The sequence below is a fragment of the Pseudomonas sp. N2-3-1-14 genome, from assembly GCF_041228395.1.
In the GTDB taxonomy this organism is placed as follows: domain Bacteria; phylum Pseudomonadota; class Gammaproteobacteria; order Pseudomonadales; family Pseudomonadaceae; genus Aquipseudomonas.
This window is the reverse complement of record NZ_CP166199.1, coordinates 4,564,436-4,586,240: the sequence shown is the minus strand read 5'-3', so window position 1 is coordinate 4,586,240 and position 21,805 is coordinate 4,564,436. Positions and strand designations below refer to the sequence as shown.

The window sequence follows — 21,805 nt, the reverse complement described above, 5'->3', positions numbered from 1 at the left end:
CCCTGAAGTAGTGAGGATGCCGATGCCGTTGCAACGCCTGGACGCCCTGTCCGAAATCGCCCCGCAGGTGTGGGATGCCCTCGTGCCGCAGGCCCAACCCTTTGTGCGGCATGCATTCCTGAGTGCGCTGGAAGACAGCGCCAGCCTGGGCCCGCAATCGGGCTGGCAACCTGAGCATTTGCTGCACTGGGAAGGCGATCGCCTGGTGGCGGCAATGCCCAGCTACCGCAAATGGCATTCCTACGGTGAGTACGTGTTCGATCACGGTTGGGCCGATGCGTGTGAGCGGGCAGGCATTGATTACTACCCAAAGTTGCTGACCGCAGTGCCGTTCAGCCCGGTCAGCGGGCCGCGCTTGCTGGCCAGGAGCGCCGAAGATGGCTTCGAGCTGCTGAACAGCCTGCCGGGCTACCTGGAAATCGAAGGGCTCTCCAGCGCCCATATCAACTTCACTGACCCTTTGGCCGACCAAGCCTTGGCGCAGCATTCAGGTTGGTTACAGCGCTTGGGCTGCCAGTTTCATTGGCAAAACCGCGGTTATCGCGACTTCCAGGATTTCCTCGACGCCTTGAGTTCGCGCAAGCGCAAACAAATGCGCAAAGAGCGCGAGCAAGTGGCGGGGCAGGGCATCGAGTTCGAATGGCTGCAAGGCCATGAGTTGAGCGAAGCGCAGTGGGATTTTGTCTACGCCTGTTACGCCAACACCTACGCCGTGCGCCGCCAGTCGCCGTACCTGACGCGGGCGTTTTTCAGCCTGCTGGCCGAGCGCATGCCCGAAGCGATTCGCGTGGTGCTGGCTAAACAGGGCGCGCGCCCGGTTGCGATGGCCTTCAGCCTGATCGGTGGCGACAGCTTCTACGGGCGTTATTGGGGCTGCCTGGCGGAATTCGATCGTCTGCATTTCGAAACCTGCTTCTACCAGGGCATGGATTACGCCATTGCTCACGGCTTGCAGCGCTTCGACGCCGGCGCCCAAGGCGAGCACAAATTGATTCGCGGGTTTGAACCAGTGATCACCCGGTCGTGGCACTACCTGCGCCATCCGGGCCTGAAGAATGCCGTGGAAGATTTCCTCGAGCGCGAGCGCGTGGGGATTCTGGCGTATGCCGAAGAAGCGAGGACAGCCCTGCCTTATCGGCAGGGCTGAACCCCTTGACCTCAGGCTGGGTCCTCCTCGCCCAGCCATCGATAGGTCGCGCCGCCGATCACCGCACCCAAAATGGGCGCCAGCCAGAACATCCACAACTGCTGAAGCGCCCACCCGCCGACAATCAGCGCCGGGCCGGTACTGCGGGCCGGGTTGACCGAGGTGTTGGTCACGGGGATGGAGATCAAGTGGATCAGGGTCAAAGCCAGGCCGATGGCGATGGGCGCGAGGCCCGCTGGGGCACGACGGTCTGTGGCGCCAAGGATGATCAGCACGAACATCGCCGTCATCACCAGCTCACAGACAAACCCCGTTGCCGTTGAGTAACTGCCCGGCGAATGCTCGCCATAGCCATTGGCAGCCAGGCCCGATGCCAGTTCGAACCCGGGTTTGCCGCTGGCAATGAAGTACAGCAGCGCAGCGGCGACCGTGCCGCCGATAACCTGCGAGAGTATATAAGCCGGTAACTCCCTGGCCGGGAACCTCCCGCCCACTACCAAGCCTACTGATACGGCAGGGTTGAGATGGCAGCCGCTGATGTGCCCGATGGCAAACGCCATGGTCAACACCGTGAGCCCGAATGCCAGGGCCACACCCAACAGCCCGATCCCGACGGCGGGAAACGCTGCGGCCAACACCGCACTCCCGCAACCGCCCAACACCAGCCAAAACGTACCCAACCCCTCTGTGATTGAACGTTTGAACAAAGACATGCAACACGTCCTTGATAGATCGCTCTACCCAATCAGTAAATCAATGATGCTCCCTGCAGATTTACTTCAGCGCCCGTCTGGGCACTGCTTTGATTGAAGCAGGGTTTGTGGGCAAGTCCAGGCCATAAAAAAGCGCCAGAACCCTTTGGGCGCTGGCGCGATAGGCCAATGCTGCTATGCAATGCGATCAACTGTGGGAGCGGGCTTGCTCGCGAAGGCGCAGTGTCAGTCAGCTTATAGGGCGACGGGTACACCGCTTTCGCGAGCAAGCCCGCTCCCACAGTTTGGATTGTGTGTGCCCTCAAACTATCAGTCGATGCCGACGAAGCCTCCGGTTTGATGCTGCCACAACCTGGCATACAACCCGCCATGGGCGAGCAGCTCGGCATGGCTGCCGGTCTCGGCAATCTGGCCTTTCTCCAGCACCACCAATCGGTCCATTCGCGCGATGGTCGACAACCGGTGCGCAATCGCTATCACCGTCTTGCCTTGCATCAAGGTTTCCAGGCTCTCCTGGATCGCTGCTTCCACTTCCGAGTCCAGCGCCGAGGTGGCCTCGTCCATGATCAGAATCGGCGCGTCCTTGAGCAGTACCCGCGCAATGGCGATGCGCTGGCGCTGCCCACCGGAGAGTTTGACCCCGCGCTCACCCACATGGGCGTCCAGCCCGGTACGCCCTTCGGCGTCCGACAGCAGCGGAATGAATTCATCGGCGCGGGCCTTGTGGATGGCGGCCGTCAGTTCTTCATCGGTCGCATCCGGCTTGCCGTACAGCAGGTTGTCACGGATCGAACGGTGCAGCAGCGAGGTGTCCTGGGTGATCATGCCGATCTGCGCGCGCAGGCTTTCCTGGGCAACCTCGGCGATGTTCTGCCCGTCGATCAGGATGCGCCCGCCTTGCAGGTCGTACAGGCGCAGCAGCAGGTTGACCAGGGTCGACTTGCCCGCGCCGGACGGGCCGATCAGGCCGATCTTTTCCCCGGCCTTGATCGACAGGTTCAAGCCGCCAATGATTCCGCTCTTTTTGCCGTAGTGAAAATCCACCTGCTCAAAGCGCACTTCGCCATGGGGCACGTTCAGGCGTGGGGCATTCTCGCGGTCGGTGACCGCCAGCGGCGCTGCGATGGTTTTCAGCCCGTCCTGCACCATGCCGATGTTTTCGAAAATGCCGTTGACCACCCACATGATCCAGCCGGACATGTTGACGATACGAATCACCAGGCCGGTGGCCAGGGCAATCGCGCCCACGGAAATCAGCGACTGGGTCCACAGCCACAGAGCCAGGCCGGTGGTGGTGACGATCAGCAGGCCGTTCAAGATGGCAATCGTCACGTCCATGCTGGTCAGCACGCGGGCGGCCAGCTGGGTTTTTTCGGTCTGTTCGATGATCGCTTCCTTGGCGTATTCCTGCTCATTCTGCGTATGGGCGAACAGCTTCAAGGTGGTGATGTTGGTGTAGCCGTCGACGATGCGGCCCATCAGTTTGGAGCGCGCTTCAGAGGAGATCACCGAGCGCTCTTTCACGCGCGGCACGAAGTAACGCAAGGCCAGGCTGTAGCAGATGATCCAGGTGATCAGCGGGATCATCAGCCGCCAGTCGGCCTCGGCAAACAGCACCAGGGCGCTGACCGCATAGATCGACACGTGCCAGATGGCTTCCGCCGTCGCCACCGCCGAGTCACGCAAGGAGTTGCCGGTTTGCATGATGCGCTGGGCAATACGCCCGGCGAAATCGTTTTGAAAGAAATTCAGGCTCTGCTTGAGCACGTAGCTGTGGTTCTGCCAGCGAATCAGGCTGGTCATGCCGGGGTTGATGGTCTGGTGCACCAGCAAGTCGTGCAAGCCGTTGAAGATCGGGCGCAATAGCAGGGCGACCACGGCCATCCAGATCAGCTCGGCGCTGTGAACCTGGAAGAAGTTGGCGGGCGGTGTGCCTTGGGCCAGATCGATGATGCGGCTCAGGTAGCTGAACAACGCCACTTCGATCAACGCACCGATCAGGCCTACCACCAGCAAGGCGGCAAAGCTTGGCCACACCTGGCGCAGGTAATAGAGGTAGAAGGGCAGGACTTTGTCGGGCGGGGCGTCGCTGGGGGCAGCGCGGAAAATATCGATCAGTTGTTCAAAACGACGATAGAGCATTAGGTTGACGCCCGCCTGGCGGGCTCTCCTGTTCAAATGCGCGCGTGGCCTTGTGGGCCATGCGCGGAGCTACCTGCAGACCTCAGTCGATGCGCTTGGCTGACTTGATCAGAACAGGATCGATAGGCACGTTCTGCATGCCCTGCTTGGTGGTGGTCTGCGAGTTGACGATGATATCGACCACGTCCATGCCTTTGACCACTTTGGCGAACACGGCGTAACCGGCGTCACGGCCCGGATCGAGGAAGGCATTGTCGGCCACGTTGATGAAGAACTGGCTGGTGGCCGAGTTCGGGTCATTGGTGCGGGCCATCGACAGGGTGCCGCGTACGTTATGCAGGCCGTTGCTGGCTTCGTTCTTGATCGGTGCTTCGGTTGGTTTTTGCGACATCTGCGCGGTGAATCCGCCGCCCTGGACCATGAAGCCCGGGATCACGCGGTGGAAAATCGTGTTGGTGTAGAAGCCTTTGTCGACATAGGCCAGGAAGTTCTTGGTGCTGATCGGCGCCTTGACCGGGTCCAGTTCGATTTCAATGTCGCCATTGGTGGTGGTAATCAGGACGTGAGGCGCCTTGGCGGGCTCGGCGGCCATCAGGTTGGCGGCGAACAAAACAGAACCGGCAAAGAAGGCGATTTTTTTCAACATGGGTCAGTGATCCTGGGTAGTGGTTTCGACTGTCTTTAGAAAATCGAGCAGGGTAGCGTTAAAGACTTCGGGTTGATCCAAAGGCGTGGCATGGCGGGAATCTTCAATCACCACCAGTCGCGCATCGGGCAGCAGTTTTACATAGATTTCTTTTTGCGCCACGGGTGTGTAGTCGTGGTCGGCGCTGATGACCAGGGTTGGACAGGTGATCCTGGAAAGTTGTTCCTGTACGCCCCAGCCCACAATCGCGTCGAAACTGGCGAGATAAGCACGTTTGTCGTTTTTTGCCCAGCGTTCGGCCATCTTGCGCCGCAGGTCGCCCTGGTGCGGTTTGGGGAACAGCCGATCACCCAAGGCCTTGCCGATGGTGGCCAGGCTGAGCACTCGCGCCAGGCTCCAGCGCTTGGCCCACTGCCAATAATCATCGGCGCTGCGCACTTTGACCTCGGGCGCACTGTTGACGATACACAGGCTCTTGACCCGGCCAGGTTCGTCCACCGCCAGCTGGAAGGCGATCATGCCGCCCATGGACAGGCCCACGACATGAGCGGGCGGCAGGTTCAGGTGTTCGATCAAGGCGAGCAGGTCGACGGTGAAACCCTTGATGCTGTAGCGCTCGCGAGGCTTGTCGGAGCGCCCGTGACCGCGCACATCCACCACGATCAGGCGGTAATGCCGGGCCAGCACCGGAATCTGCAGTTCCCAATCCTGGCTGCTGGAGCCCAGGCCGTGGATCAGGATCAAGGGGCTGCCGTGGCCGTATTCCTCGTAGTGCAGGCTGCAGCCTTCATGGTCGAACCAGGCCATGCATGAACTCCGTTTCAGGCTTGCTGGGGAGCGGCGTAAGGCGCGTCCAGGGGGGCGGTGTCAAAGGTGCGCAGCAGTTCCACGAGGATCTGTGTGGCTGGGCCAAGGGGTTTGTCCTTGTTCGCGTACAGATAAAACGTCGGGTTGCGGCTGCCGCCTTTTTCCAAGGGTAGCTGCTTGAGCAGGCCATCGTTGAGTTCGCGCTCGATCATGTGCCGGGGCAGCCAGGCAAAGCCCAGGCCGCTGCTGACGAATGTCGCGGCGGTGGGCAGGCTGCCGACGGTCCAGCGCTGTTCGGCGCCAAGCCAGCCCACGTCTCGCGGCTGCTGGCGGCCGGAGTCGCGGATCACCACCTGCATCTGGCTTTCCAGGTCCTGGAAGCTCAGCTCACGGTTCAAGCGATGCAGCGAATGGTCCGGGTGGGCCACGGCGATAAATTCCACATCGCTCATTTCCGTGCCCAGGTAGCCGGGGATAATGAACCCGCTGATCGCCAGGTCGGCCATGCCATCCATCAGCAACTCTTCAACGCCCGACAGCACTTCTTCACGCAGGCGCACGCGGCAGCCACGGCTTTGCGGCATAAAGGCGGTAAGGGCGCGCACCAGGCGTGCATTGGGGTAGGCGGCGTCCACGACCAACCGCACTTCAGCTTCCCATCCCTGTTCCATGTGGTGGGCAAGGTCTTCCAGTTGACTGGCGTTTTTCACCAGTTGCCGCGAGCGGCGCAACAACACTTCACCGGCGTCGGTGAGCACCGCCTTGCGCCCGTCGATGCGCAGCAGCGGCACGCCGAGTTGGTCTTGCATGCGAGCGACGGTGTAACTCACCGAAGACTGCGAACGGTGCAACGCTTCAGCCGCCTGGGCGAAGCCGCCGTGGTCGACCACGGCTTGCAGCGTGCGCCATTGATCGAGGGTAACGCGGGGCGCTTTCAAGATGAGCTCCTCTTGTCCTAAGCTGGCGGTCCTTATTGGAGACTGCCGAATGAGAAAATTCTGTTGTGTGTTGCTGGCGCTGCTGCCGATGAGCGCATTTGCCTACCCCATCGACGTCACGAAAAAGATCGACGGCGTGCAAGTGGACTACACCGCGACCGACGTGGACGGCGACATCAGTTCGATCCGGCTAAACAACTACGGCACCAACGACGCGGTGTGTTCGGTAACCTTCACCAACGGCCCGGAATCGCCGCGTAATCGCAAGGTCACGGTGGCGGCGGGCAAAAGCACCAACACCACGGTCAAGTTCAGTCGCGCCATTATCAAGATGCGTATCGCGCTGGCATGTGCCCCAAAATAAAGCAGCAGCGGAGCATGCTCACAGCAATACTCCGCTTATAAACAAATTTCTAGATGGGTTGTAGCAGTTTTTTGCGCTTTTTTATCGAATGAGCCCTGGTTAATCTTTTCTCCATCGCCTTACAGCATTTACAGATGGAGCCTACCCAGCCATGTCCAATGTTCTGATCATCGAAAGCAGCGCACGCCAACAGGATTCGATCTCCCGTCAGCTGACCCAGCAATTCATCAGCCAATGGAAGGTCGCTCATCCGACGGATCAGATCACCCTGCGTGACGTGGCGCTTAACCCGGTTCCGCACCTGGACGCCAACCTGCTCGGCGGCTGGATGAAACCCGCCGAACAGCGCAGCGGCATCGAACAAGCCTCCCTGGACCGCTCCAACGAATTGACCGACGAACTGCTTGCCGCCGATGTGCTGGTGATGGCTGCGCCGATGTACAACTTCGCGATCCCCAGCACCCTCAAAGCCTGGCTGGACCACGTGTTGCGCGCCGGTGTGACCTTCAAGTACACCGCCACCGGCCCTCAGGGTTTGCTCATTGGCAAGCGCGCGATTGTGTTGACCGCGCGCGGCGGCATCCACACCGGCGCCAGCTCCGATCATCAGGAACCGTACCTGCGTCAGGTCATGGCCTTTATCGGTATTCACGACGTGACCTTCATTCATGCTGAAGGGGTGAACCTGAGCGGGGACTTCCAGGAAAAAGGCATTAACCACGCCAAGGCGCTGTTGGCACAGGTGGCTTGATCGTTTAATCGTCACATAATCGCGCGGTGTTTATATCGCTCCACGCAAACCCTTCAAGTACGCGTATCGAACCTCCCTTTGCACTTGTTGCTCCTGAGTGCTCCTGCCCGACTGCCGCTTTAGCGAGGTCGGGTTTTTTTTGCCTCGAGTTTCTTCAAACACCGAAAACCCTTAAAGTCGCGCCCATTCGAAACGAGGCGCGCATGGGCTATTTACTGGTTGTCACCCTGATTCAGGCTTTTTCCTTCAGCTTGATCGGCGAATACCTCGCCGGTCACGTCGACAGCTATTTCGCCGTGCTGGTGCGCGTGGTGCTGGCCGGGCTGGTGTTCATCCCGCTGACCCGCTGGCGCTCGGTAGAGCCAAGGTTCATGCGCGGCATGCTGGTGATCGGCGCGCTGCAGTTTGGTGTGACCTACGTGTGCCTGTACCTGAGCTTTCGGGTGCTCACGGTGCCGGAAGTGTTGCTGTTCACCATCCTCACGCCGTTGCACGTGACGCTGATCGAAGACGCGCTTAACCGTCGCTTCAATCCTTGGGCGCTGATCGCGGCGCTGGTGGCGGTGGGCGGCGCGGCAGTGATTCGCTTTGACCAGATCACGCCGCACTTCCTCGGCGGCTTTTTGCTGTTGCAACTGGCCAACTTCACCTACGCCGCCGGGCAGGTGATGTACAAACATCTGGTGGCGCGTTATCCAAGCGACCTGCCGCATTACCGACGTTTCGGCTACTTCTACCTGGGCGCCTTGATCGTGGTGTTGCCGGCATTCCTGTTGTTCGGCAAGGCCGACTTCCTGCCACAAGCGCCCCTGCAATGGTGCGTGCTGGTGTTCCTCGGGTTGGTCAGCACCGCGTTGGGCATGTACTGGTGGAACAAGGGCGCTTGCCTGGTCAACGGCGGCACCCTGGCGGTGATGAACAACCTGCATGTGCCGGTGGGGTTGCTGCTGAACTTGCTGATCTGGAACCAGCATGAACCGCTGGGGCGGCTGGCGTTGGGCGGGTTGGTGATTTTGGCGGCGGTGTGGATCAGCCGGTTGGGCGTACGTAAAGGGTTAGCCCAATCTTGAACCCCTTTGTGGGAGCGGGCTTGCTCGCGAAGGCGGTAGGTCAGTCAGTGATCGGTTGACTGATTCTCCGCTTTCGCGAGCAAGCCCGCTCCCACAGAAGGTCGTTGGTGTTATACCGCGCTGTGTTCCAAGGTCGGTAAATGACTGGCCCCCAGCACCGCCGGCAACATGCCCGCGCGCAAGTCATTGCCACTTGGCTGCTGGTACAGGCTCAAACCGAACTCCGGCAGCACCGCCAGCAGGTAATCAAAAATATCCCCTTGGATGCGCTCGTAATCCGCCCACGCCGTGGTGCGCGTGAAGCAGTAGATTTCCAGCGGCACGCCCTGAGCGGTGGTTTGCATCTGGCGCACCATGCAGGTCATGTTCGGCTGAATGTCCGGGTGGCTTTTCAGGTAGGCCAGGGCATAGGCGCGGAAGGTGCCCAGGTTGGTCATGCGGCGGCGGTTGGCAGAGAGTTGCGCGCTATTGCCCTGGGCCTCGTTCCACGCCTTGAGTTCAGCCTGCTTGCGGCTGATGTAGTCGGTGAGCAAGTGCACCTGGGTCATGCGCACTTCTTCATCGTCACGCAAAAAACGCACGCCGCTGGCGTCGATGTACAGGCTGCGCTTGATGCGGCGACCGCCGGACGCCTGCATGCCGCGCCAGTTCTTGAACGACTCTGACATCAAGCGCCAGGTAGGAATGGAGACGATGGTCTTGTCGAAATTCTGCACCTTGACCGTGTGCAGCGTGATGTCCACTACATCACCGTCGGCGCCGACCTGAGGCATCTCGATCCAGTCGCCGACCCGCAGCATGTCGTTGCTGGTCAATTGCACACTGGCGACGAACGAGAGCAGCGTGTCCTTGTACACCAACAGAATCACCGCCGACATCGCACCCAACCCCGACAGCAGCAACAGCGGCGAACGGTCGATCAACGTGGCGACAATAATGATTGCGGCGAACACGAACAGCACCATTTTCGCCAATTGCACATAGCCCTTGATTGAGCGAGTGCGGGCATGTTCGGTACGTGCGTAGATATCCAGCAGCGCATTGAGCAGGGCGCTCACGGCCAGCGTCATGAACAGGATGGTGAATGCCAGGGCGACATTGCCAATAAACAGCGTGGCGGTTTTGCTCAGGTCCGGCACCAGATACAGGCCGAACTGAATCACCAGGGACGGCGTCATCTGTGCCAGGCGGTGGAAGACTTTGTTGTGCCGCAGGTCATTGAGCCAGTGCAGCGCCGGTTGCCGGCCAAGCAATTTGACGGCGTGGAGGATGAGGTAGCGCGCGACCCGGCCGAGCAGCAGGGCGACTACCAGCAACACCAGCAAACCCAGGCTCGCATGCAGCAGCGGGTGTTGATCGAGGGCGCCCCAAAGGTCTTGGACGTTGAGCCAGAACTGTTTGATATCCATGGGTGAAACCGATTCTTCTGTAAGACAACACGGGCCGATTAGAGCATTTAAGTGCGACAAAGTTGACGTTGTAGACAAATGAGCTGACAAAAAAGCAGCTGATTAGCCCCGTTCGCGTAAAGAAACTCGGTTTGGACGCCCGAAACCGTTACCCTATGCAGCTGATATTTTGTATTTCTTCGAGGTAGCACCCGTGTTTTCCCAATTCGCCCTGCACGAACGCCTGCTCAAAGCCGTGGCCGAGCTTAAATTTGTCGAGCCTACGCCTGTGCAAGCAGCGGCCATCCCGCTCGCGCTCCAAGGGCGTGACCTGCGGGTGACGGCTCAAACCGGGAGTGGCAAAACCGCCGCTTTCGTCCTGCCGATTCTGCACCGACTGATTGGCCCGGCCAAAGTCCGCGTCAGCATCAAGACCCTGATCCTGCTGCCGACCCGCGAGCTGGCCCAGCAGACCTTGAAGGAAGTCGAGCGCTTTTCGCAGTTCACCTTCATCAAATCCGGCCTGATCACCGGTGGCGAAGACTTCAAGGTTCAGGCCGCCATGCTGCGCAAGGTCCCGGACATTCTGATCGGCACCCCAGGCCGCATGATCGAGCAGCTCAACGCCGGCAACCTCGACCTCAAGGAAGTCGAAGTGCTGGTGCTCGACGAAGCCGACCGTATGCTCGACATGGGCTTTGCCGATGACGTGCAGCGCCTGGTGGCCGAATGCGTCAATCGCCAGCAGACCATGCTGTTCTCCGCCACCACTGGCGGCTCGACCCTGCGTGACATGGTCGCCAAGGTCTTGAACAACCCTGAGCACTTGCAGGTCAACAACGTCAGCGACCTGAACGCCACCACGCGTCAGCAGATCGTTACCGCCGATCACAACGTGCACAAAGAGCAGATCCTCAACTGGCTGTTGGCCAACGAGACCTATCAGAAGGCCATCGTGTTCACCAACACCCGCGCTGCAGCGGACCGTATCTACGGTCGCCTGGTGGCACAGGATTACAAAGCGTTCGTGCTGCACGGTGAGAAAGACCAGAAGGACCGCAAGCTGGCCATCGACCGCCTGAAGGCTGGCGGCGTGAAGATCCTGGTGGCCACTGACGTGGCTGCGCGCGGTCTGGACGTGGACGGCCTGGACATGGTCATCAACTTCGACATGCCGCGCAGCGGCGACGAATACGTGCACCGTATCGGTCGTACCGGGCGTGCCGGCAATGATGGCCTGGCAATCTCGCTGATCTGCCATGGCGACTGGAACCTGATGTCGAGCATCGAGCGCTACCTCAAGCAGTCGTTCGAGCGCCGCACCATCAAGGAAGTCAAAGGCACCTACACCGGGCCGAAGAAGGTCAAGGCGTCGGGCAAGGCGGTTGGCGTGAAGAAGAAAAAAGTCGACGCCAAGGGCGACAAGAAGAGAGCCGGTGCCAAGTCGCCGACCAAGCGCAAGATTGCCAACCGGCCGAAGACCGACAACCTGTCGCTCGTCAGCAAGGACGGCATGGCGCCGCTCAAGCGCCGCAAGCCAGAAGCGCCGGCTGCCGAGTAAGGCTGCACCGATATAAAAAAACCGGGCGATGTCCGGTTTTTTTTGGGCTTCAGTTTTTTGTCTCGGCGGCTGCTTTATCCAGGTCTTTAAGGCGCTGATCGATCAATTGGCATTTGTCTGGCAGGTCGGCAGAGGTCGTGTCCATATCCATCTTCTGCAGCTCTGCATTCATTTCCTTGGCTTTGGCGGGGTTTTGCTGGGTGAGCCTGGTCACCTCCTGCGCCAGTTGCTCACGTTTTGCCGTGGCTTCTTCAGGCGTACAGGCCCAAGCGGGCAGGGCAGTCAGCAGCGTGGCGGCGATGGCCAGGTTCATCAGGGTTTTCATGGTCGGACCTCCTTGGCAGTGTGTTCAGTTGAGGTGGCGAACGTCTGGAAAGTTCAGAGAAATGACGGCGGTCTATCCAGCTGAACGGCCAGTGACGGGGCATGTCACACCTGTAGACGGGCTACTTTCCTACCGGCCTGCAGGAGGAATCAGGATGACGACTTACAATTGGGATTTGATCGAACGTCTGCTGCATGAAGTGCAGAACGGCGAAGGCAGCTTTGCCCCGCGCAAGTATGCCGAGCAGGAAGCTGCCGAGAAGGCCACGGCGGGTGAAGCCACCGGTAACCTGGACACGCTGAAAAAGACCGCCGCGGATTATGAGGCGCTGCTGTTCAAGCGTGGGTTTATTGAGTCACGGCCAGAAGAAGAGGGCGGAAACGGTGAGAACTTCATCCTGACCGCGCGCGGCGCGCAACTGCTGGCGCTGATTGACAGCTCTATCCCCGGCAATGACCACCCGCGTCAGGTGCTCGATGACCAGTCGGATGCGCTGGAGCCGGCGACGTTTGATGAAGTGGCGTCGAAGGCGCAAATTGCCTGACAGGCAATCCGCCGATCAATTGAGCGAGGGGGACTTGTCCCCCTTGCCAACATCAGTTGGCGGTAGCCTTCAGGCATTTGAGGGCTTTGAAATCGCTGCGCACACCGTCAATTTTTTGCGTCAGTTTCATGCGCTGCTGCGGCGTACTTTCCGCCATCAGGTCGACAATCAGGCTGCGCGCCGCCGTTTCCGTTCGGGCATAGGCAGTCTTGTATTCCGGGGTCCACAGACTTTCGCGATCCACCAATAACTGCTGCATCTTCTGCGGGAAGTCCGCGCTTTGGCGCTGCTGCACCGCGGCGATGAATTGCGCCTGCCAGCGGGCGCGGTTGCCGATCCATTCCTGATTCTGTTCGCCCAAAGCGGTAGACCAGGCCGTCACACGGTTCTGCTGGCTGTCACTGAGCGGGCCGATCCAGGCGTCCAGGCGTTTGCTCATGCGTTGCGCGCGCTCCTTGATCTGCTGCGCCAAGGGCGGCTTGAGGTATTCGTCCTGGCGCTTGCGCAGGTCCTTGGCCAGGGCGTCACTCATTTCCTTGACCTGCTGGTCATCCAGCCCTTGCAGCAATTGGATGGCTGACGGCGTTATTTCCCGCGCCACCTCGGCTATCGCCTGTTTGGCTTCGACGGTACGGGTCTGCAGTGCGGCGTCGGTGACCTGATTGTTGTCGACCATCTGTTGCAGGCGATCAAGCCAGTCCAGGTAGCCCGGCAATTGTGTGGTGCAATGCCAGGCCAGGTGGTCCTTGAGTGTGTCGTTGAACCAGCTCTTCTGCCCGGCGTTCATGTCCAGGTAGTCGTTGAGGGTCCAGGGGATAATGACGTCCAGATTGCGGTAGGCAAGGCCCACGCGATTGCAGCCGGCGAGCACCAGGCTCAGGGTCAGCAATACCACCAGTAATTTGAGCCGACGCAGCATGGGCGAGTCCTTGCGCAGAGAGGGTTAATGCATGTGAACCTGAGCGAGGTGCGACAGTTCAGCCCGTCAATAAAACGACCGCGCCGCCTTCAAGGTCAACAGGCCGTCGCATTGCGAATTGTGTCCGGAGTAGGCCGAGCAATCGCCACCGCTGAGGCTCGAATCGCTGTAGATCAGGTCCAGGTCGATGCCTTTCCACGCACGGGAGAACTGCACCGACCAATCGCTGAAGCTGCTGATCGAGCCGCCTTCCACCGAGGCAGGGGTGCCCAACTGATGGGTGGTGTACTTCACGCTGACGCCGATGCCGAAAGGCTGCGTGCCGCCGAGGTCGGCGAACAACGTGCTGTCCTGGCGATCAGGGTCGTTGCTGAAGGAGACGCCGAAGCGATTGCCCAGCAGGTTCAGGCCGCCGTAGAACTCCTGGCTGTCCAGAGGGCTGAGCTTGGGGTAGCTGTAGTGAATCAAGCCGACTTCATAGCCCAGTGTTTTGTCGAAGGGACGTTTGAACCCCAGGTAGGAATCGACTTCAAGGTTATTGGCCGACGACAGCCCCATATTCGGTGAGAACTGGCCGATATACAGGCCGCTGTCATGGCTCAGGTCCAGCCCGCCGTGAAATGAGTCGCTGCCGGGGGCAGTCGGCTTTACCAGGCCTTGGGCCATGCTGCGGCTTGGCGTCGTGCCCAGTTTTAGGTCGAAATCGCCCAGTTCACGCTGGAAAACCTGCGCTTGCGCTAAAGGGGTTGCCCCAAGGGCAGTTATCAGAAAAAAGCAGGGCTTGAGCATGCTTCACTCCATGAAAAGCGAGGAGCAGTGACAGAGGAAATCGGGCAGATGCCCGTACTAGACGTGTGCAAGCATACCGGCGAACGCCTGAAGGTGAGGCCCGTTCGTCGATTAGCGCACTGCAGGGTGATGCACAGAGGGTATTTCGAGCTCTAGTCCTGGCGCCTTGAGGGCAAGACGCTTAGGGACTAGGTGCAACGCGGGCGGATGTTGCGCGGGTTTTACTTTTTGCCCAGGCTGATTTGCTTGGACGGGCCGAAAGTCTGGCCGCTGACGCCCTTGGCAATTTGCTGGATTTCGCCGCCGGACTTGAGGAACGCAGCAATCTGGCTGTTGATCGATTCGCTGGTTTCAACGGCTGGAGCTGGCTTTGCTTTGCTGTTGGATGCTTTTACGCGCATGGCGGCCACTAACCTGTAGAAAATTAACTTGGCCAGGCATCGTACAGGAAATACTTGACAATTGCTTGGCAAATATCCCCCCGGGAGTTGTTGAGTCAGGCCGTAATTATCGAAGTTTGTCGGTGAAATAGTCGCCTAACTTACTGTTTTAATTCGAAACCACTTGAGGAATCAGTGCCTGGCTGGCGGCAAAATTCAAGGATCTGATCTGACGAGTGGGGCGGTGCCACTGGAACGCCACGCCAGCCCGCGATTTTTCAGGTGCGCGCGCGTGCCGGGCGCAACTCGGGTAGAATGCCGCCCACGTAACGAGGGTATTTGGAAATGGCTTTAGTCGGGCGCTACAACAGCTTGCAAGTGGTAAAACACACTAACTTTGGTTTGTACCTGGACGGTGCGCAAGATGGCGAAATCCTCTTGCCCAATCGGTATATCCCGAAAGATATTCCCAGTGAAGATGAAGACTGGCTTAACGTTTTCATTTACTTGGACAGCGACGACAAACTTATCGCAACGACTGAAAAGCCGAAAGTTCAAGTCGGCGAATTCGCCAGTTTGAAAGTCGTCGAAGTCAACAGCATTGGTGTATTCCTCGATTGGGGTTTGCCCAAGGATCTGTTACTTCCGTATTCAGAAGAAAAACGTCAGCTGACCGCCGGCGAATACTGCGTGGTGCACGTCTACCTCGACAAGCACACCAAGCGCATCACCGCCACCGCGCGGCTGGATCGCTACCTGGACAAGACACCGGCCAACTACCAGGTGGGCCAGGAAGTCGACTTGCTGGTGGCCGAAGCCACCGACATGGGCTTCAAGGCAATCATCAACAACAAGCACTGGGGCCTGATCCACAAAAACGAAGTGTTCAAGTTCCTGCGCCCGGGCAAGGAAGAGAAAGGCTTCATCAAAGAGATTCGCGCCGATGGCAACATCAGCCTGAGCCTGCAGCCGGTTGGGCAGGAAGCGGCCTCCAGCCTGAACTCGAAGATTCTCGCCAAGTTGCGTGAAAACAACGGCACTCTGCCGGTCAGCGACAAAAGCGACCCGGCGGTGATCAGCAACTTGTTCGGTGTCAGCAAAGGCAACTTCAAAAAGGCCATTGGTGCGCTCTACAAGCAAGGTCAGATTGTGATTCACGCGGATCGCATTGAACTAAGCTGAGTGCGCTTTGTTCTTCTGTAGGAGCCGGCTCGCCGGCGACGAGGCCAGTGGTTTTCGTGGTGTCCTGAGGGAGGCCAGCACTGGCAAGCCAGCTCCAGCAGAGGTCGCTTCAATGTCCAAGAAAACCCTGTTCGCTTACCTCGGCACCTTGCTTGCGTTTCTGGTGCTCGACGGCCTCTGGCTCGGCGTCCTCATGGGCCCGACCTACAAATCCCTGCTTGGCTCGCTGATGCTCGATCAGCCGCGCCTGTTCCCCGCCGTGGTGTTCTACCTGCTGTATGCCATCGGGTGTGTGGTGTTTGTGGTCCTGCCGAGCGGCAGTTGGCAGCGCGCAGCGCGGTTGGGAGCCCTGCTTGGTCTGGTGGCCTACGGCACGTATGACCTGAGCAACTGGGCGACGCTGCAGGGCTGGTCCGCTGAATTGGCGCTCATGGATATCGCTTGGGGTACCGTCCTGACTGCCATTTGCTGCACGGTCGGGTACCTGTGTGCACATCGGGTGCAACGCTGATTGTGTACAGGATCCACGTGCACCGTTGCTGAGCGGAGCCCCATCCTCTAGCGCTTCCTAAATCCCTTTGGAGCACCGTTCCAGAGGGATTGTGTGCCATTGGCACGCATTCTGCTGAACACCTCGTATACAAACCTCGCCGCCTCCCGTATGCACACCGTTACGGCAGCGCAGGCCGGTATTTCGAGGAGCCAAGCGATGACCGAACAATTGCCCAAAGGCTACAGCCCGCGCCTGTACAACCAGGACCTGGGCCCGCTGCCGCAAAAGTGGACCTGGTACAACATCTTTGCCTTCTGGATGAGTGACGTGCACAGCGTCGGCGGCTACGTGTTTGCCGCCAGCTTGTTCGCGCTTGGGCTGGCCAGTTGGCAGGTGCTGATCGCCTTGCTGGCGGGTATTTGTATCGTGCAGTTGATTGCCAACCTTGTCGCCAAGCCGAGCCAGCAAGCGGCGGTGCCGTATCCGGTCATCTGCCGGCTGGCCTTTGGCGTGTTCGGAGCAAATATTCCGGCGGTGATTCGCGGCCTGATCGCGGTGGCCTGGTACGGGATTCAAACGTATCTGGCCTCAAGTGCCCTGATCATCGTGGTGCTGCGTTTTTTCCCGCAGATGGCGATATATGCAGAGCCGCATTTTGCAGGCCTGTCCTACTTGGGCTGGTTCAGTTTCCTCACCTTATGGGTATTGCAAGCCGCCGTATTCTGGGCTGGGATGGAATCCATCCGGCGCTTTATCGACTGGGCGGGGCCGGTGGTCTACGCGGTGATGTTTGCCCTGGCCGGCTGGATTGTGTGGAAGGCCGGCTGGGCGAATATCAGCTTTACCCTGGCGGAAAAATCCCTCTCGGGCTGGCAGACTTTTGGGCAGGTGATCGTGGCGACTGCGCTGGTGGTGTCCTACTTCTCCGGGCCAACGCTGAATTTCGGCGATTTCAGCCGCTACTGCCGCAGCATGCACGACGTGCGTCGCGGTAATTTCTGGGGGCTGCCGGTGAATTTCCTGGCGTTCTCACTGGTCACCGTCGTTATCGTTTCGGGCACCTTGCCGGTGTTTGGCGAAATGCTGCATGACCCGATTGCCACCGTTTCGCGTATCGACAACAGCATGGCCGTGCTGCTCGGCGCGTTTGCCTTCGTGACCGCCACCATCGGCATCAATATCGTCGCCAACTTCGTCTCGCCGGCGTTTGATTTTGCCAACGTCGCGCCGAGCAAAATCAGCTGGCGCGCCGGTGGGATGATTGCGGCGGTGGCGTCGATCTTCATCACCCCGTGGAACCTGTTCAACAACCCGCTGATGATTCACTACACGCTGGACATCCTCGCGGCGTGTATCGGGCCGTTGTTCGGCATCCTGTTGGTGGACTTCTACCTGATCAAAAAACAGAAGATCGATGTGGACGCGTTGTTCGATGACAGCCCCAGCGGGCGCTATTACTTCGACGGCGGCGTGAACTGGACCGCGGTCAAAGCCTTGGTGCCCGCGACGCTGGCGGGCGTTGCGATCACCTTCACCCCGGCGTTGCAGGGCATGGCCAACTTCGCCTGGTTTACCGGGTGCTTGCTGGGTGGGCTGTTTTTCCTGGTGCTGGCGCGCCGAGAACAGGTTCGCGTACCGGCGCCACTGGTGGCTGGCTGAGTGAGACAGTAGGGCGCAGCAGCAGCGCGCCGGCCACCAGCAGGCCTGCGCCGGCAATCACCAGAGCCGGTTGCAGGCCGCCACTCAGGTGGCTGCTCACCGAGGCCAGCAGCGGGCCGCTCAATTGACCGATGGCGAAGCTGGCGGTCAGCAGCCCGGTGCTGCGCTGATAGCGGTGGGGCGCGACCTCACGCAGGCGTTGCATCACCAGCATCATGCACGCCAGGAACGGCGTACCGCACAGCAAAACGCCCAGCGCCAGGCCCCAGCCGTTGCCCAGCAAGCAGGCAAACACGCCGGTCGCTTGCAGCCACAAGGTGGTCATCAGCCAGCGGCGGGTGGTGTGCGTGTTATTGCGGCGCAAGCTCACCCCGACCACGCCAACGGCAGCCGCCAGACCAAAGCATGGCCAGAACAGATCCGCCTGCCAGGCGCCGTTGAATTGCGCGCTGGCCATCTGCGACAGGAAGGTCGCCGGAATGATGTAGCCCAGACCGTACAGAAAGTAGATCCAGCACAGGTGCGCAATGCTTTGATTGCTGCCTGCACTGGCGGTGTGTGCGACGGCGGGCATCGGCTGAGGCAAGAACGGCAGGATAGCCAGCAGCATGACCAACGCCACCACGCCATACACCAGCCACAGTGAGGCCGAACTTTGTCCCAGCAGGTTCGAGCCCAAAGCCAGTAGACCGGTGAGCAAAATCCCCAGCCCTGGCCCGGCGAATACCAGGGCTCCCAAGCGTGGACGGCCGGCGGCAATTGCCAGCGGTTGGCTCAAACTGGTGATCATCACCAACGCCCAGGCACTCGCGACACCCGTGCCGAAGCGCAGCAGCAGGTGCGGCCAAAACCCTTGCGCCCAATACGACGCCAGCGTTAGCAGTACGCACAGCCACAACCCGCCGTACATCCGCCCCCGCACGTGGTGGTGGCTGCGGGCGAAGATCGAATCCACCGCGCCAACAAAGTAGCCCAGGTAATTGGCGGCAGCGATCAGGCCTGCGCCGGTCAGGTCGATCTGCCCTTCGCTCAGCAGATGCGGCATCTGTGGTGTGAGGGCGAAGCGTCCAATGCCCATGGCCATCATCAGGGCGACAAAGCTGGCGAGTAAGCGAATCAGCGGCGACATGTTCTGGTTTCCTGCAAGCACGCGAAGACCTTCAGGCTAAAGCGAATTGACTTTCTGTAAAAATGAATAATAGTGAGTAACTTGTTCAGTTTTGGAGAAAGGTATGGAGTTCAGTCAATTGCGGATTTTCCAGGCCGTGGCAGAAGAGGGCTCCATCACCCGCGCGGCTGAGCGCCTGCACCGTGTGCCGTCGAACCTGTCGACACGGCTCAAGCAAATGGAAGAGCAGCTGGGCGTGGAGCTGTTTGTGCGCGAGCGTCAACGCTTGCAGCTTTCTCCCGCCGGCAAAGTGCTGCTGGACTACAGCACCCGTCTGATCGCGCTGCACGATGAAGCCCACGGCGCCGTTCAGGGCGGGCAACCGGCCGGCGATTTTGTGTTGGGCAGCATGTACAGCACTGCCGCGATTCATTTGCCGAGGTTGTTGGCGCGCTATCACAAGGCTTATCCGATGGTGAACCTGCAGGTGCAGTCGGCGCCCAGCGGTGAACTGTTGGAAGGCTTGATCACTGGGCGTCTGGATGCGGCATTGGTCGATGGCCCGCTGACCATCGCCACCCTGGACGGTGTGCCACTGTGCGAAGAGCGTCTGGTGTTGATCTGCGAGGCTGATCACCCGCCCGTGCGCGGGCCGCAGGATGTAGCGGGGCGCTCGGTGTTCACCTTTCGCCGCAGTTGCGCGTACCGCACGCGGCTGGAAACCTGGTTTTCCCACGAGCGCGTGGCCATGGGCCGGGCCATCGAGATTGAGTCCTATCAGGGCATGCTCGCCTGCGTGATTGCCGGTTCCGGTGTGGCATTGATGTCTGAATCCATGCTGGAAAGCCTGCCAGGCAAGGACAGCGTGTCCGTTCATCCCCTGACGGGGCCTTTTGCTACTGCAACGACCTGGCTGATGTGGCGAAAGGGTATGCTCGGCGCTAACCTCAATGCATGGATTGACCTGCAGCAGGAAGGCAAAGCCGAGTTATTGCAGGACACGCGCGCGATTGCTTGAACGATCCGTCAGGATTTGAATCAATTCAGTAATAGTTCGTTGTGGTTTCGTTCAAGCATTACGTAGGACTTAGTACTACTATCACTGTAGGAAAAGGCGACAAAACTCGCGCCGACCCGCATTACCCGCAAAGGGGGCAACCATGAAAGAGAAAATCCAAAACTGGCTCCATGACGTTGGCGTCGCGCTCGGACTGATCGAGCCTCCGCTGCAACCGGTGCCGATTCGCACGGATGACGAGCAGCGCCGGCCCCGTCGCAGATAAGCCCGGGTTCCAACAGGATTCAACAGGTGGGAGCGAGCTTGCTCGCGAAGGCGGTCTGTCAGTCAACGTAAATGTTGGCTGATACACCACCTTCGTAAGCAAGCTCGCTCCCACAGTTGTGTGTGGCAGGCAAAAAAAACGGGTACGACATCCGACGTCGCACCCGCTGAAGAAACCGCTCTGATGCCTGTGCTGCCTTAAATTGCCCTGGCCGCCGCAGCCTGCGGGCGCCGCGACAACAGACTCACGCCTACAAAACTCACCAATCCAACCGCCAGGCTGTAGTAGATCGGCGTGTTCGCGTCCAAGCCATCCTTGAACATGAACACCAGTGCCGTCACAAAGCCCAGGGCCATGGACGCGATCGCCCCCGAGGTCGTCGCCCGCTTCCAGAAAATCGCCCCCATCAGCGGGATCAGCATGCCACCCACCAACAAGTTGTAGGCGAGGGTCAGGGCGCTGATCACATCGTTGACCACCAGGGCGATACCCAGCACGGCAATGCCCGTCAGCATCGTGAACAAGCGGTTGATGTTCAGGCTCGATTGCTTGCCACCGCGCAAACGCGGCAGCAGGTCTTCGGTCAATACGGTGGAGGCGGCGAGCAAACCGGCGCTGGCGGTGGACATCATCGCGGCCAGTGCGGCGGCGATCACCAGCCCGCGAATGCCGTCCGGCAACGACGCTTTGACGATCGCGGCGAAGGCATTGTTGACGTTATCCAGATTCGGCAGCAGTACATGAGCGGCCATGCCGATCAGCGCGCAGGCCAGGCCGTAGAGGATGCAGTAGAAGCCGGCGAAGGTGCCTGCGTACTGCGCGACCTTTTCGTCGCGGGCAGTGAACACCCGTTGCCAGATGTCTTGACCGATGAGGATGCCGAAAAAGTAGATCATGAAGTAGGTGATGATCGTGTCCCAGCCGATTTCGGTGAAGCTGAAGTTCGACGCCGGCAGCTTGGCCACCAGTTGGTCCCAGCCGCCGACGCGGTACAGGCAGATCGGCAGCAGGATGAACATCAGGCCGACGGTCTTGATCACAAATTGCACAATATCGGTAAGCGTCAGCGACCACATGCCGCCGATGGTCGAATACACCACCACCACGCCACCGCCCAGCAGCACCGAGACCCAGAACGGCAGGCCGAACAGCACTTGCAGCACGGTGCCGATGGCCAGAATCGAGGTCACGCCGATCATCAACGCGTAGGCCAGCATGATCACCGCGCTCGCTTGGCGGGCCATCGGGTTGTAGCGTTTTTCCAGCACCTGGGTGACGGTGAAGATCTTCAACTTCAGCAGCGGTTTGGCCAGGAACAGGTTCAACGCGATGATCCCGGCCCCCAGCGCAGCACACAGCCAGAAGCCGGAGATGCCGTGCACATAACCCAGGCGCACGGTGCCGACGGTGGATGCACCGCCCAATACCGTGGCGGCCATGGTGCCCATGTACAGCGACGGGCCCAGGTTGCGGCCGGCCACCAGATAGTCTTCGTGGGTCTTGGCGCGGCGCATGCCGTAATAGCCGAGCACGAGCATGCCGGCGGCGTAGATGAGTACGACGAATAAATCCAAAGCCATGACGGCGGGTCTCCGA

23 protein-coding genes are annotated in these 21,805 nt (G+C 59.8%); 11 read left to right on the top strand and 12 right to left on the bottom strand.

Features of this window, described 5'->3' with window-relative positions:
• Positions 1–22: 22 nt before the first annotated feature.
• Positions 23–1,147 carry a GNAT family N-acetyltransferase gene (locus AB5I78_RS21170; protein WP_369301305.1) on the top strand — a complete coding sequence of 375 codons (1,125 nt, stop codon included), beginning with the start codon at positions 23–25 and terminating at the stop codon, positions 1,145–1,147.
• An 11-nt stretch (positions 1,148–1,158) separates the two neighbouring features.
• Here AB5I78_RS21170 and aqpZ read toward each other — a convergent pair whose 3' ends face one another.
• The 5 genes from aqpZ to AB5I78_RS21145 form a co-directional block, all read right to left on the bottom strand.
• Complete coding sequence (gene aqpZ / locus AB5I78_RS21165) at positions 1,159–1,860, bottom strand: aquaporin Z (RefSeq protein ID WP_369301304.1); 702 nt, start codon at positions 1,858–1,860, stop codon at positions 1,159–1,161.
• Positions 1,861–2,169: 309 nt separating this feature from the next.
• On the bottom strand, positions 2,170–4,002 hold the full coding sequence (locus tag AB5I78_RS21160) for an ABC transporter ATP-binding protein (RefSeq protein ID WP_370003523.1): 1,833 nt from the start codon (positions 4,000–4,002) through the stop codon (positions 2,170–2,172).
• A gap of 82 nt (positions 4,003–4,084) precedes the next feature.
• Positions 4,085–4,648: a peptidylprolyl isomerase gene (locus AB5I78_RS21155; protein WP_106576379.1), complete on the bottom strand. Its 564-nt coding sequence runs from the start codon at positions 4,646–4,648 to the stop codon at positions 4,085–4,087.
• 3 nt (positions 4,649–4,651) lie between these two features.
• A complete protein-coding gene (locus AB5I78_RS21150) occupies positions 4,652–5,455 on the bottom strand; it encodes an alpha/beta fold hydrolase (protein WP_369301302.1) in 804 nt (267 codons plus the stop codon).
• A 14-nt stretch (positions 5,456–5,469) separates the two neighbouring features.
• Positions 5,470–6,393: a LysR family transcriptional regulator gene (locus AB5I78_RS21145; protein WP_145159004.1), complete on the bottom strand. Its 924-nt coding sequence runs from the start codon at positions 6,391–6,393 to the stop codon at positions 5,470–5,472.
• Between the two features lie 49 nt (positions 6,394–6,442).
• Between AB5I78_RS21145 and AB5I78_RS21140 the strand changes: the two genes are divergently transcribed.
• From AB5I78_RS21140 to AB5I78_RS21130, 3 genes are all read left to right on the top strand, one after another.
• Positions 6,443–6,757 carry a 3-phosphoglycerate kinase gene (locus AB5I78_RS21140; protein WP_145159001.1) on the top strand — a complete coding sequence of 105 codons (315 nt, stop codon included), beginning with the start codon at positions 6,443–6,445 and terminating at the stop codon, positions 6,755–6,757.
• Between the two features lie 151 nt (positions 6,758–6,908).
• Positions 6,909–7,508: an FMN-dependent NADH-azoreductase gene (locus AB5I78_RS21135; protein ID WP_145158999.1), complete on the top strand. Its 600-nt coding sequence runs from the start codon at positions 6,909–6,911 to the stop codon at positions 7,506–7,508.
• A 203-nt stretch (positions 7,509–7,711) separates the two neighbouring features.
• Complete coding sequence (locus AB5I78_RS21130; RefSeq protein WP_369301300.1) at positions 7,712–8,578, top strand: carboxylate/amino acid/amine transporter; 867 nt, start codon at positions 7,712–7,714, stop codon at positions 8,576–8,578.
• 110 nt (positions 8,579–8,688) lie between these two features.
• Here AB5I78_RS21130 and AB5I78_RS21125 read toward each other — a convergent pair whose 3' ends face one another.
• Positions 8,689–9,987, bottom strand: coding sequence for a mechanosensitive ion channel family protein (locus AB5I78_RS21125; RefSeq protein WP_119742212.1), 1,299 nt, complete (start codon positions 9,985–9,987; stop codon positions 8,689–8,691).
• A 193-nt stretch (positions 9,988–10,180) separates the two neighbouring features.
• Between AB5I78_RS21125 and AB5I78_RS21120 the strand changes: the two genes are divergently transcribed.
• Entirely contained in the window at positions 10,181–11,527 is a 1,347-nt protein-coding gene (locus AB5I78_RS21120) for a DEAD/DEAH box helicase (RefSeq protein WP_369301299.1), read from the top strand.
• A 49-nt stretch (positions 11,528–11,576) separates the two neighbouring features.
• On the opposite strand, the gene AB5I78_RS21115 is transcribed toward AB5I78_RS21120, so the two are convergent.
• Positions 11,577–11,852, bottom strand: a complete 276-nt coding sequence (locus AB5I78_RS21115) for a hypothetical protein (protein WP_262208326.1) — start codon at positions 11,850–11,852, stop codon at positions 11,577–11,579.
• A gap of 154 nt (positions 11,853–12,006) precedes the next feature.
• Here AB5I78_RS21115 and AB5I78_RS21110 point away from each other — a divergent pair, with 154 nt between their 5' ends.
• Positions 12,007–12,396 carry a transcriptional regulator gene (locus tag AB5I78_RS21110; protein ID WP_145158993.1) on the top strand — a complete coding sequence of 130 codons (390 nt, stop codon included), beginning with the start codon at positions 12,007–12,009 and terminating at the stop codon, positions 12,394–12,396.
• A 52-nt stretch (positions 12,397–12,448) separates the two neighbouring features.
• Here the strand turns inward: AB5I78_RS21110 and AB5I78_RS21105 are convergent, their stop codons facing one another.
• The 3 genes from AB5I78_RS21105 to AB5I78_RS21095 all read right to left on the bottom strand — a co-directional run bounded on the left by AB5I78_RS21105 (position 12,449) and on the right by AB5I78_RS21095 (position 14,505).
• Complete coding sequence (locus AB5I78_RS21105) at positions 12,449–13,315, bottom strand: DUF6279 family lipoprotein (protein WP_369301298.1); 867 nt, start codon at positions 13,313–13,315, stop codon at positions 12,449–12,451.
• Between the two features lie 66 nt (positions 13,316–13,381).
• Positions 13,382–14,104, bottom strand: coding sequence for a TorF family putative porin (locus AB5I78_RS21100; RefSeq protein WP_369301297.1), 723 nt, complete (start codon positions 14,102–14,104; stop codon positions 13,382–13,384).
• Positions 14,105–14,325: 221 nt separating this feature from the next.
• Entirely contained in the window at positions 14,326–14,505 is a 180-nt protein-coding gene (locus AB5I78_RS21095) for a hypothetical protein (RefSeq protein ID WP_003193095.1), read from the bottom strand.
• Positions 14,506–14,829: 324 nt separating this feature from the next.
• Here AB5I78_RS21095 and AB5I78_RS21090 point away from each other — a divergent pair, with 324 nt between their 5' ends.
• The 3 genes from AB5I78_RS21090 to AB5I78_RS21080 all read left to right on the top strand — a co-directional run bounded on the left by AB5I78_RS21090 (position 14,830) and on the right by AB5I78_RS21080 (position 17,818).
• A complete protein-coding gene (locus AB5I78_RS21090) occupies positions 14,830–15,666 on the top strand; it encodes a S1 RNA-binding domain-containing protein (RefSeq protein WP_017134857.1) in 837 nt (278 codons plus the stop codon).
• Positions 15,667–15,778: 112 nt separating this feature from the next.
• Positions 15,779–16,177, top strand: coding sequence for a DUF2177 family protein (locus AB5I78_RS21085; protein WP_369301296.1), 399 nt, complete (start codon positions 15,779–15,781; stop codon positions 16,175–16,177).
• Positions 16,178–16,375: 198 nt separating this feature from the next.
• Positions 16,376–17,818, top strand: a complete 1,443-nt coding sequence (locus AB5I78_RS21080; protein WP_369301294.1) for an NCS1 family nucleobase:cation symporter-1 — start codon at positions 16,376–16,378, stop codon at positions 17,816–17,818.
• Here AB5I78_RS21080 and AB5I78_RS21075 read toward each other — a convergent pair.
• Positions 17,730–18,947: an MFS transporter gene (locus AB5I78_RS21075; RefSeq protein ID WP_369301292.1), complete on the bottom strand. Its 1,218-nt coding sequence runs from the start codon at positions 18,945–18,947 to the stop codon at positions 17,730–17,732. The two genes, AB5I78_RS21080 and AB5I78_RS21075, sit on opposite strands and share 89 nt — an antisense overlap.
• A gap of 103 nt (positions 18,948–19,050) precedes the next feature.
• Between AB5I78_RS21075 and AB5I78_RS21070 the strand changes: the two genes are divergently transcribed.
• A complete protein-coding gene (locus tag AB5I78_RS21070) occupies positions 19,051–19,944 on the top strand; it encodes a LysR family transcriptional regulator (protein ID WP_119742222.1) in 894 nt (297 codons plus the stop codon).
• 142 nt (positions 19,945–20,086) lie between these two features.
• Entirely contained in the window at positions 20,087–20,209 is a 123-nt protein-coding gene (locus AB5I78_RS21065) for a PA1414 family protein (RefSeq protein WP_256347311.1), read from the top strand.
• Between the two features lie 197 nt (positions 20,210–20,406).
• On the opposite strand, the gene AB5I78_RS21060 is transcribed toward AB5I78_RS21065, so the two are convergent.
• Positions 20,407–21,789: a sodium:solute symporter gene (locus AB5I78_RS21060; RefSeq protein ID WP_106576395.1), complete on the bottom strand. Its 1,383-nt coding sequence runs from the start codon at positions 21,787–21,789 to the stop codon at positions 20,407–20,409.
• Positions 21,790–21,805 lie beyond the last annotated feature (16 nt).

Bases quoted from the DNA above. Each gene is read 5' to 3' on its own strand.
- AB5I78_RS21170 (WP_369301305.1), top strand. From the start codon at position 23: ATGCCGTTGCAACGCCTGGACGCCCTGTCCGAAATCGCCCCGCAGGTG.
- aqpZ (WP_369301304.1), bottom strand. From the start codon at position 1,860: ATGTCTTTGTTCAAACGTTCAATCACAGAGGGGTTGGGTACGTTTTGG.
- AB5I78_RS21160 (WP_370003523.1), bottom strand. From the start codon at position 4,002: ATGCTCTATCGTCGTTTTGAACAACTGATCGATATTTTCCGCGCTGCC.
- AB5I78_RS21155 (WP_106576379.1), bottom strand. From the start codon at position 4,648: ATGTTGAAAAAAATCGCCTTCTTTGCCGGTTCTGTTTTGTTCGCCGCC.
- AB5I78_RS21150 (WP_369301302.1), bottom strand. From the start codon at position 5,455: ATGGCCTGGTTCGACCATGAAGGCTGCAGCCTGCACTACGAGGAATAC.
- AB5I78_RS21140 (WP_145159001.1), top strand. From the start codon at position 6,443: ATGAGAAAATTCTGTTGTGTGTTGCTGGCGCTGCTGCCGATGAGCGCA.
- AB5I78_RS21135 (WP_145158999.1), top strand. From the start codon at position 6,909: ATGTCCAATGTTCTGATCATCGAAAGCAGCGCACGCCAACAGGATTCG.
- AB5I78_RS21130 (WP_369301300.1), top strand. From the start codon at position 7,712: ATGGGCTATTTACTGGTTGTCACCCTGATTCAGGCTTTTTCCTTCAGC.
- AB5I78_RS21125 (WP_119742212.1), bottom strand. From the start codon at position 9,987: ATGGATATCAAACAGTTCTGGCTCAACGTCCAAGACCTTTGGGGCGCC.
- AB5I78_RS21115 (WP_262208326.1), bottom strand. From the start codon at position 11,852: ATGAAAACCCTGATGAACCTGGCCATCGCCGCCACGCTGCTGACTGCC.
- AB5I78_RS21110 (WP_145158993.1), top strand. From the start codon at position 12,007: ATGACGACTTACAATTGGGATTTGATCGAACGTCTGCTGCATGAAGTG.
- AB5I78_RS21105 (WP_369301298.1), bottom strand. From the start codon at position 13,315: ATGCTGCGTCGGCTCAAATTACTGGTGGTATTGCTGACCCTGAGCCTG.
- AB5I78_RS21100 (WP_369301297.1), bottom strand. From the start codon at position 14,104: ATGCTCAAGCCCTGCTTTTTTCTGATAACTGCCCTTGGGGCAACCCCT.
- AB5I78_RS21095 (WP_003193095.1), bottom strand. From the start codon at position 14,505: ATGCGCGTAAAAGCATCCAACAGCAAAGCAAAGCCAGCTCCAGCCGTT.
- AB5I78_RS21090 (WP_017134857.1), top strand. From the start codon at position 14,830: ATGGCTTTAGTCGGGCGCTACAACAGCTTGCAAGTGGTAAAACACACT.
- AB5I78_RS21085 (WP_369301296.1), top strand. From the start codon at position 15,779: ATGTCCAAGAAAACCCTGTTCGCTTACCTCGGCACCTTGCTTGCGTTT.
- AB5I78_RS21080 (WP_369301294.1), top strand. From the start codon at position 16,376: ATGACCGAACAATTGCCCAAAGGCTACAGCCCGCGCCTGTACAACCAG.
- AB5I78_RS21075 (WP_369301292.1), bottom strand. From the start codon at position 18,947: ATGTCGCCGCTGATTCGCTTACTCGCCAGCTTTGTCGCCCTGATGATG.
- AB5I78_RS21070 (WP_119742222.1), top strand. From the start codon at position 19,051: ATGGAGTTCAGTCAATTGCGGATTTTCCAGGCCGTGGCAGAAGAGGGC.
- AB5I78_RS21065 (WP_256347311.1), top strand. From the start codon at position 20,087: ATGAAAGAGAAAATCCAAAACTGGCTCCATGACGTTGGCGTCGCGCTC.
- AB5I78_RS21060 (WP_106576395.1), bottom strand. From the start codon at position 21,789: ATGGCTTTGGATTTATTCGTCGTACTCATCTACGCCGCCGGCATGCTC.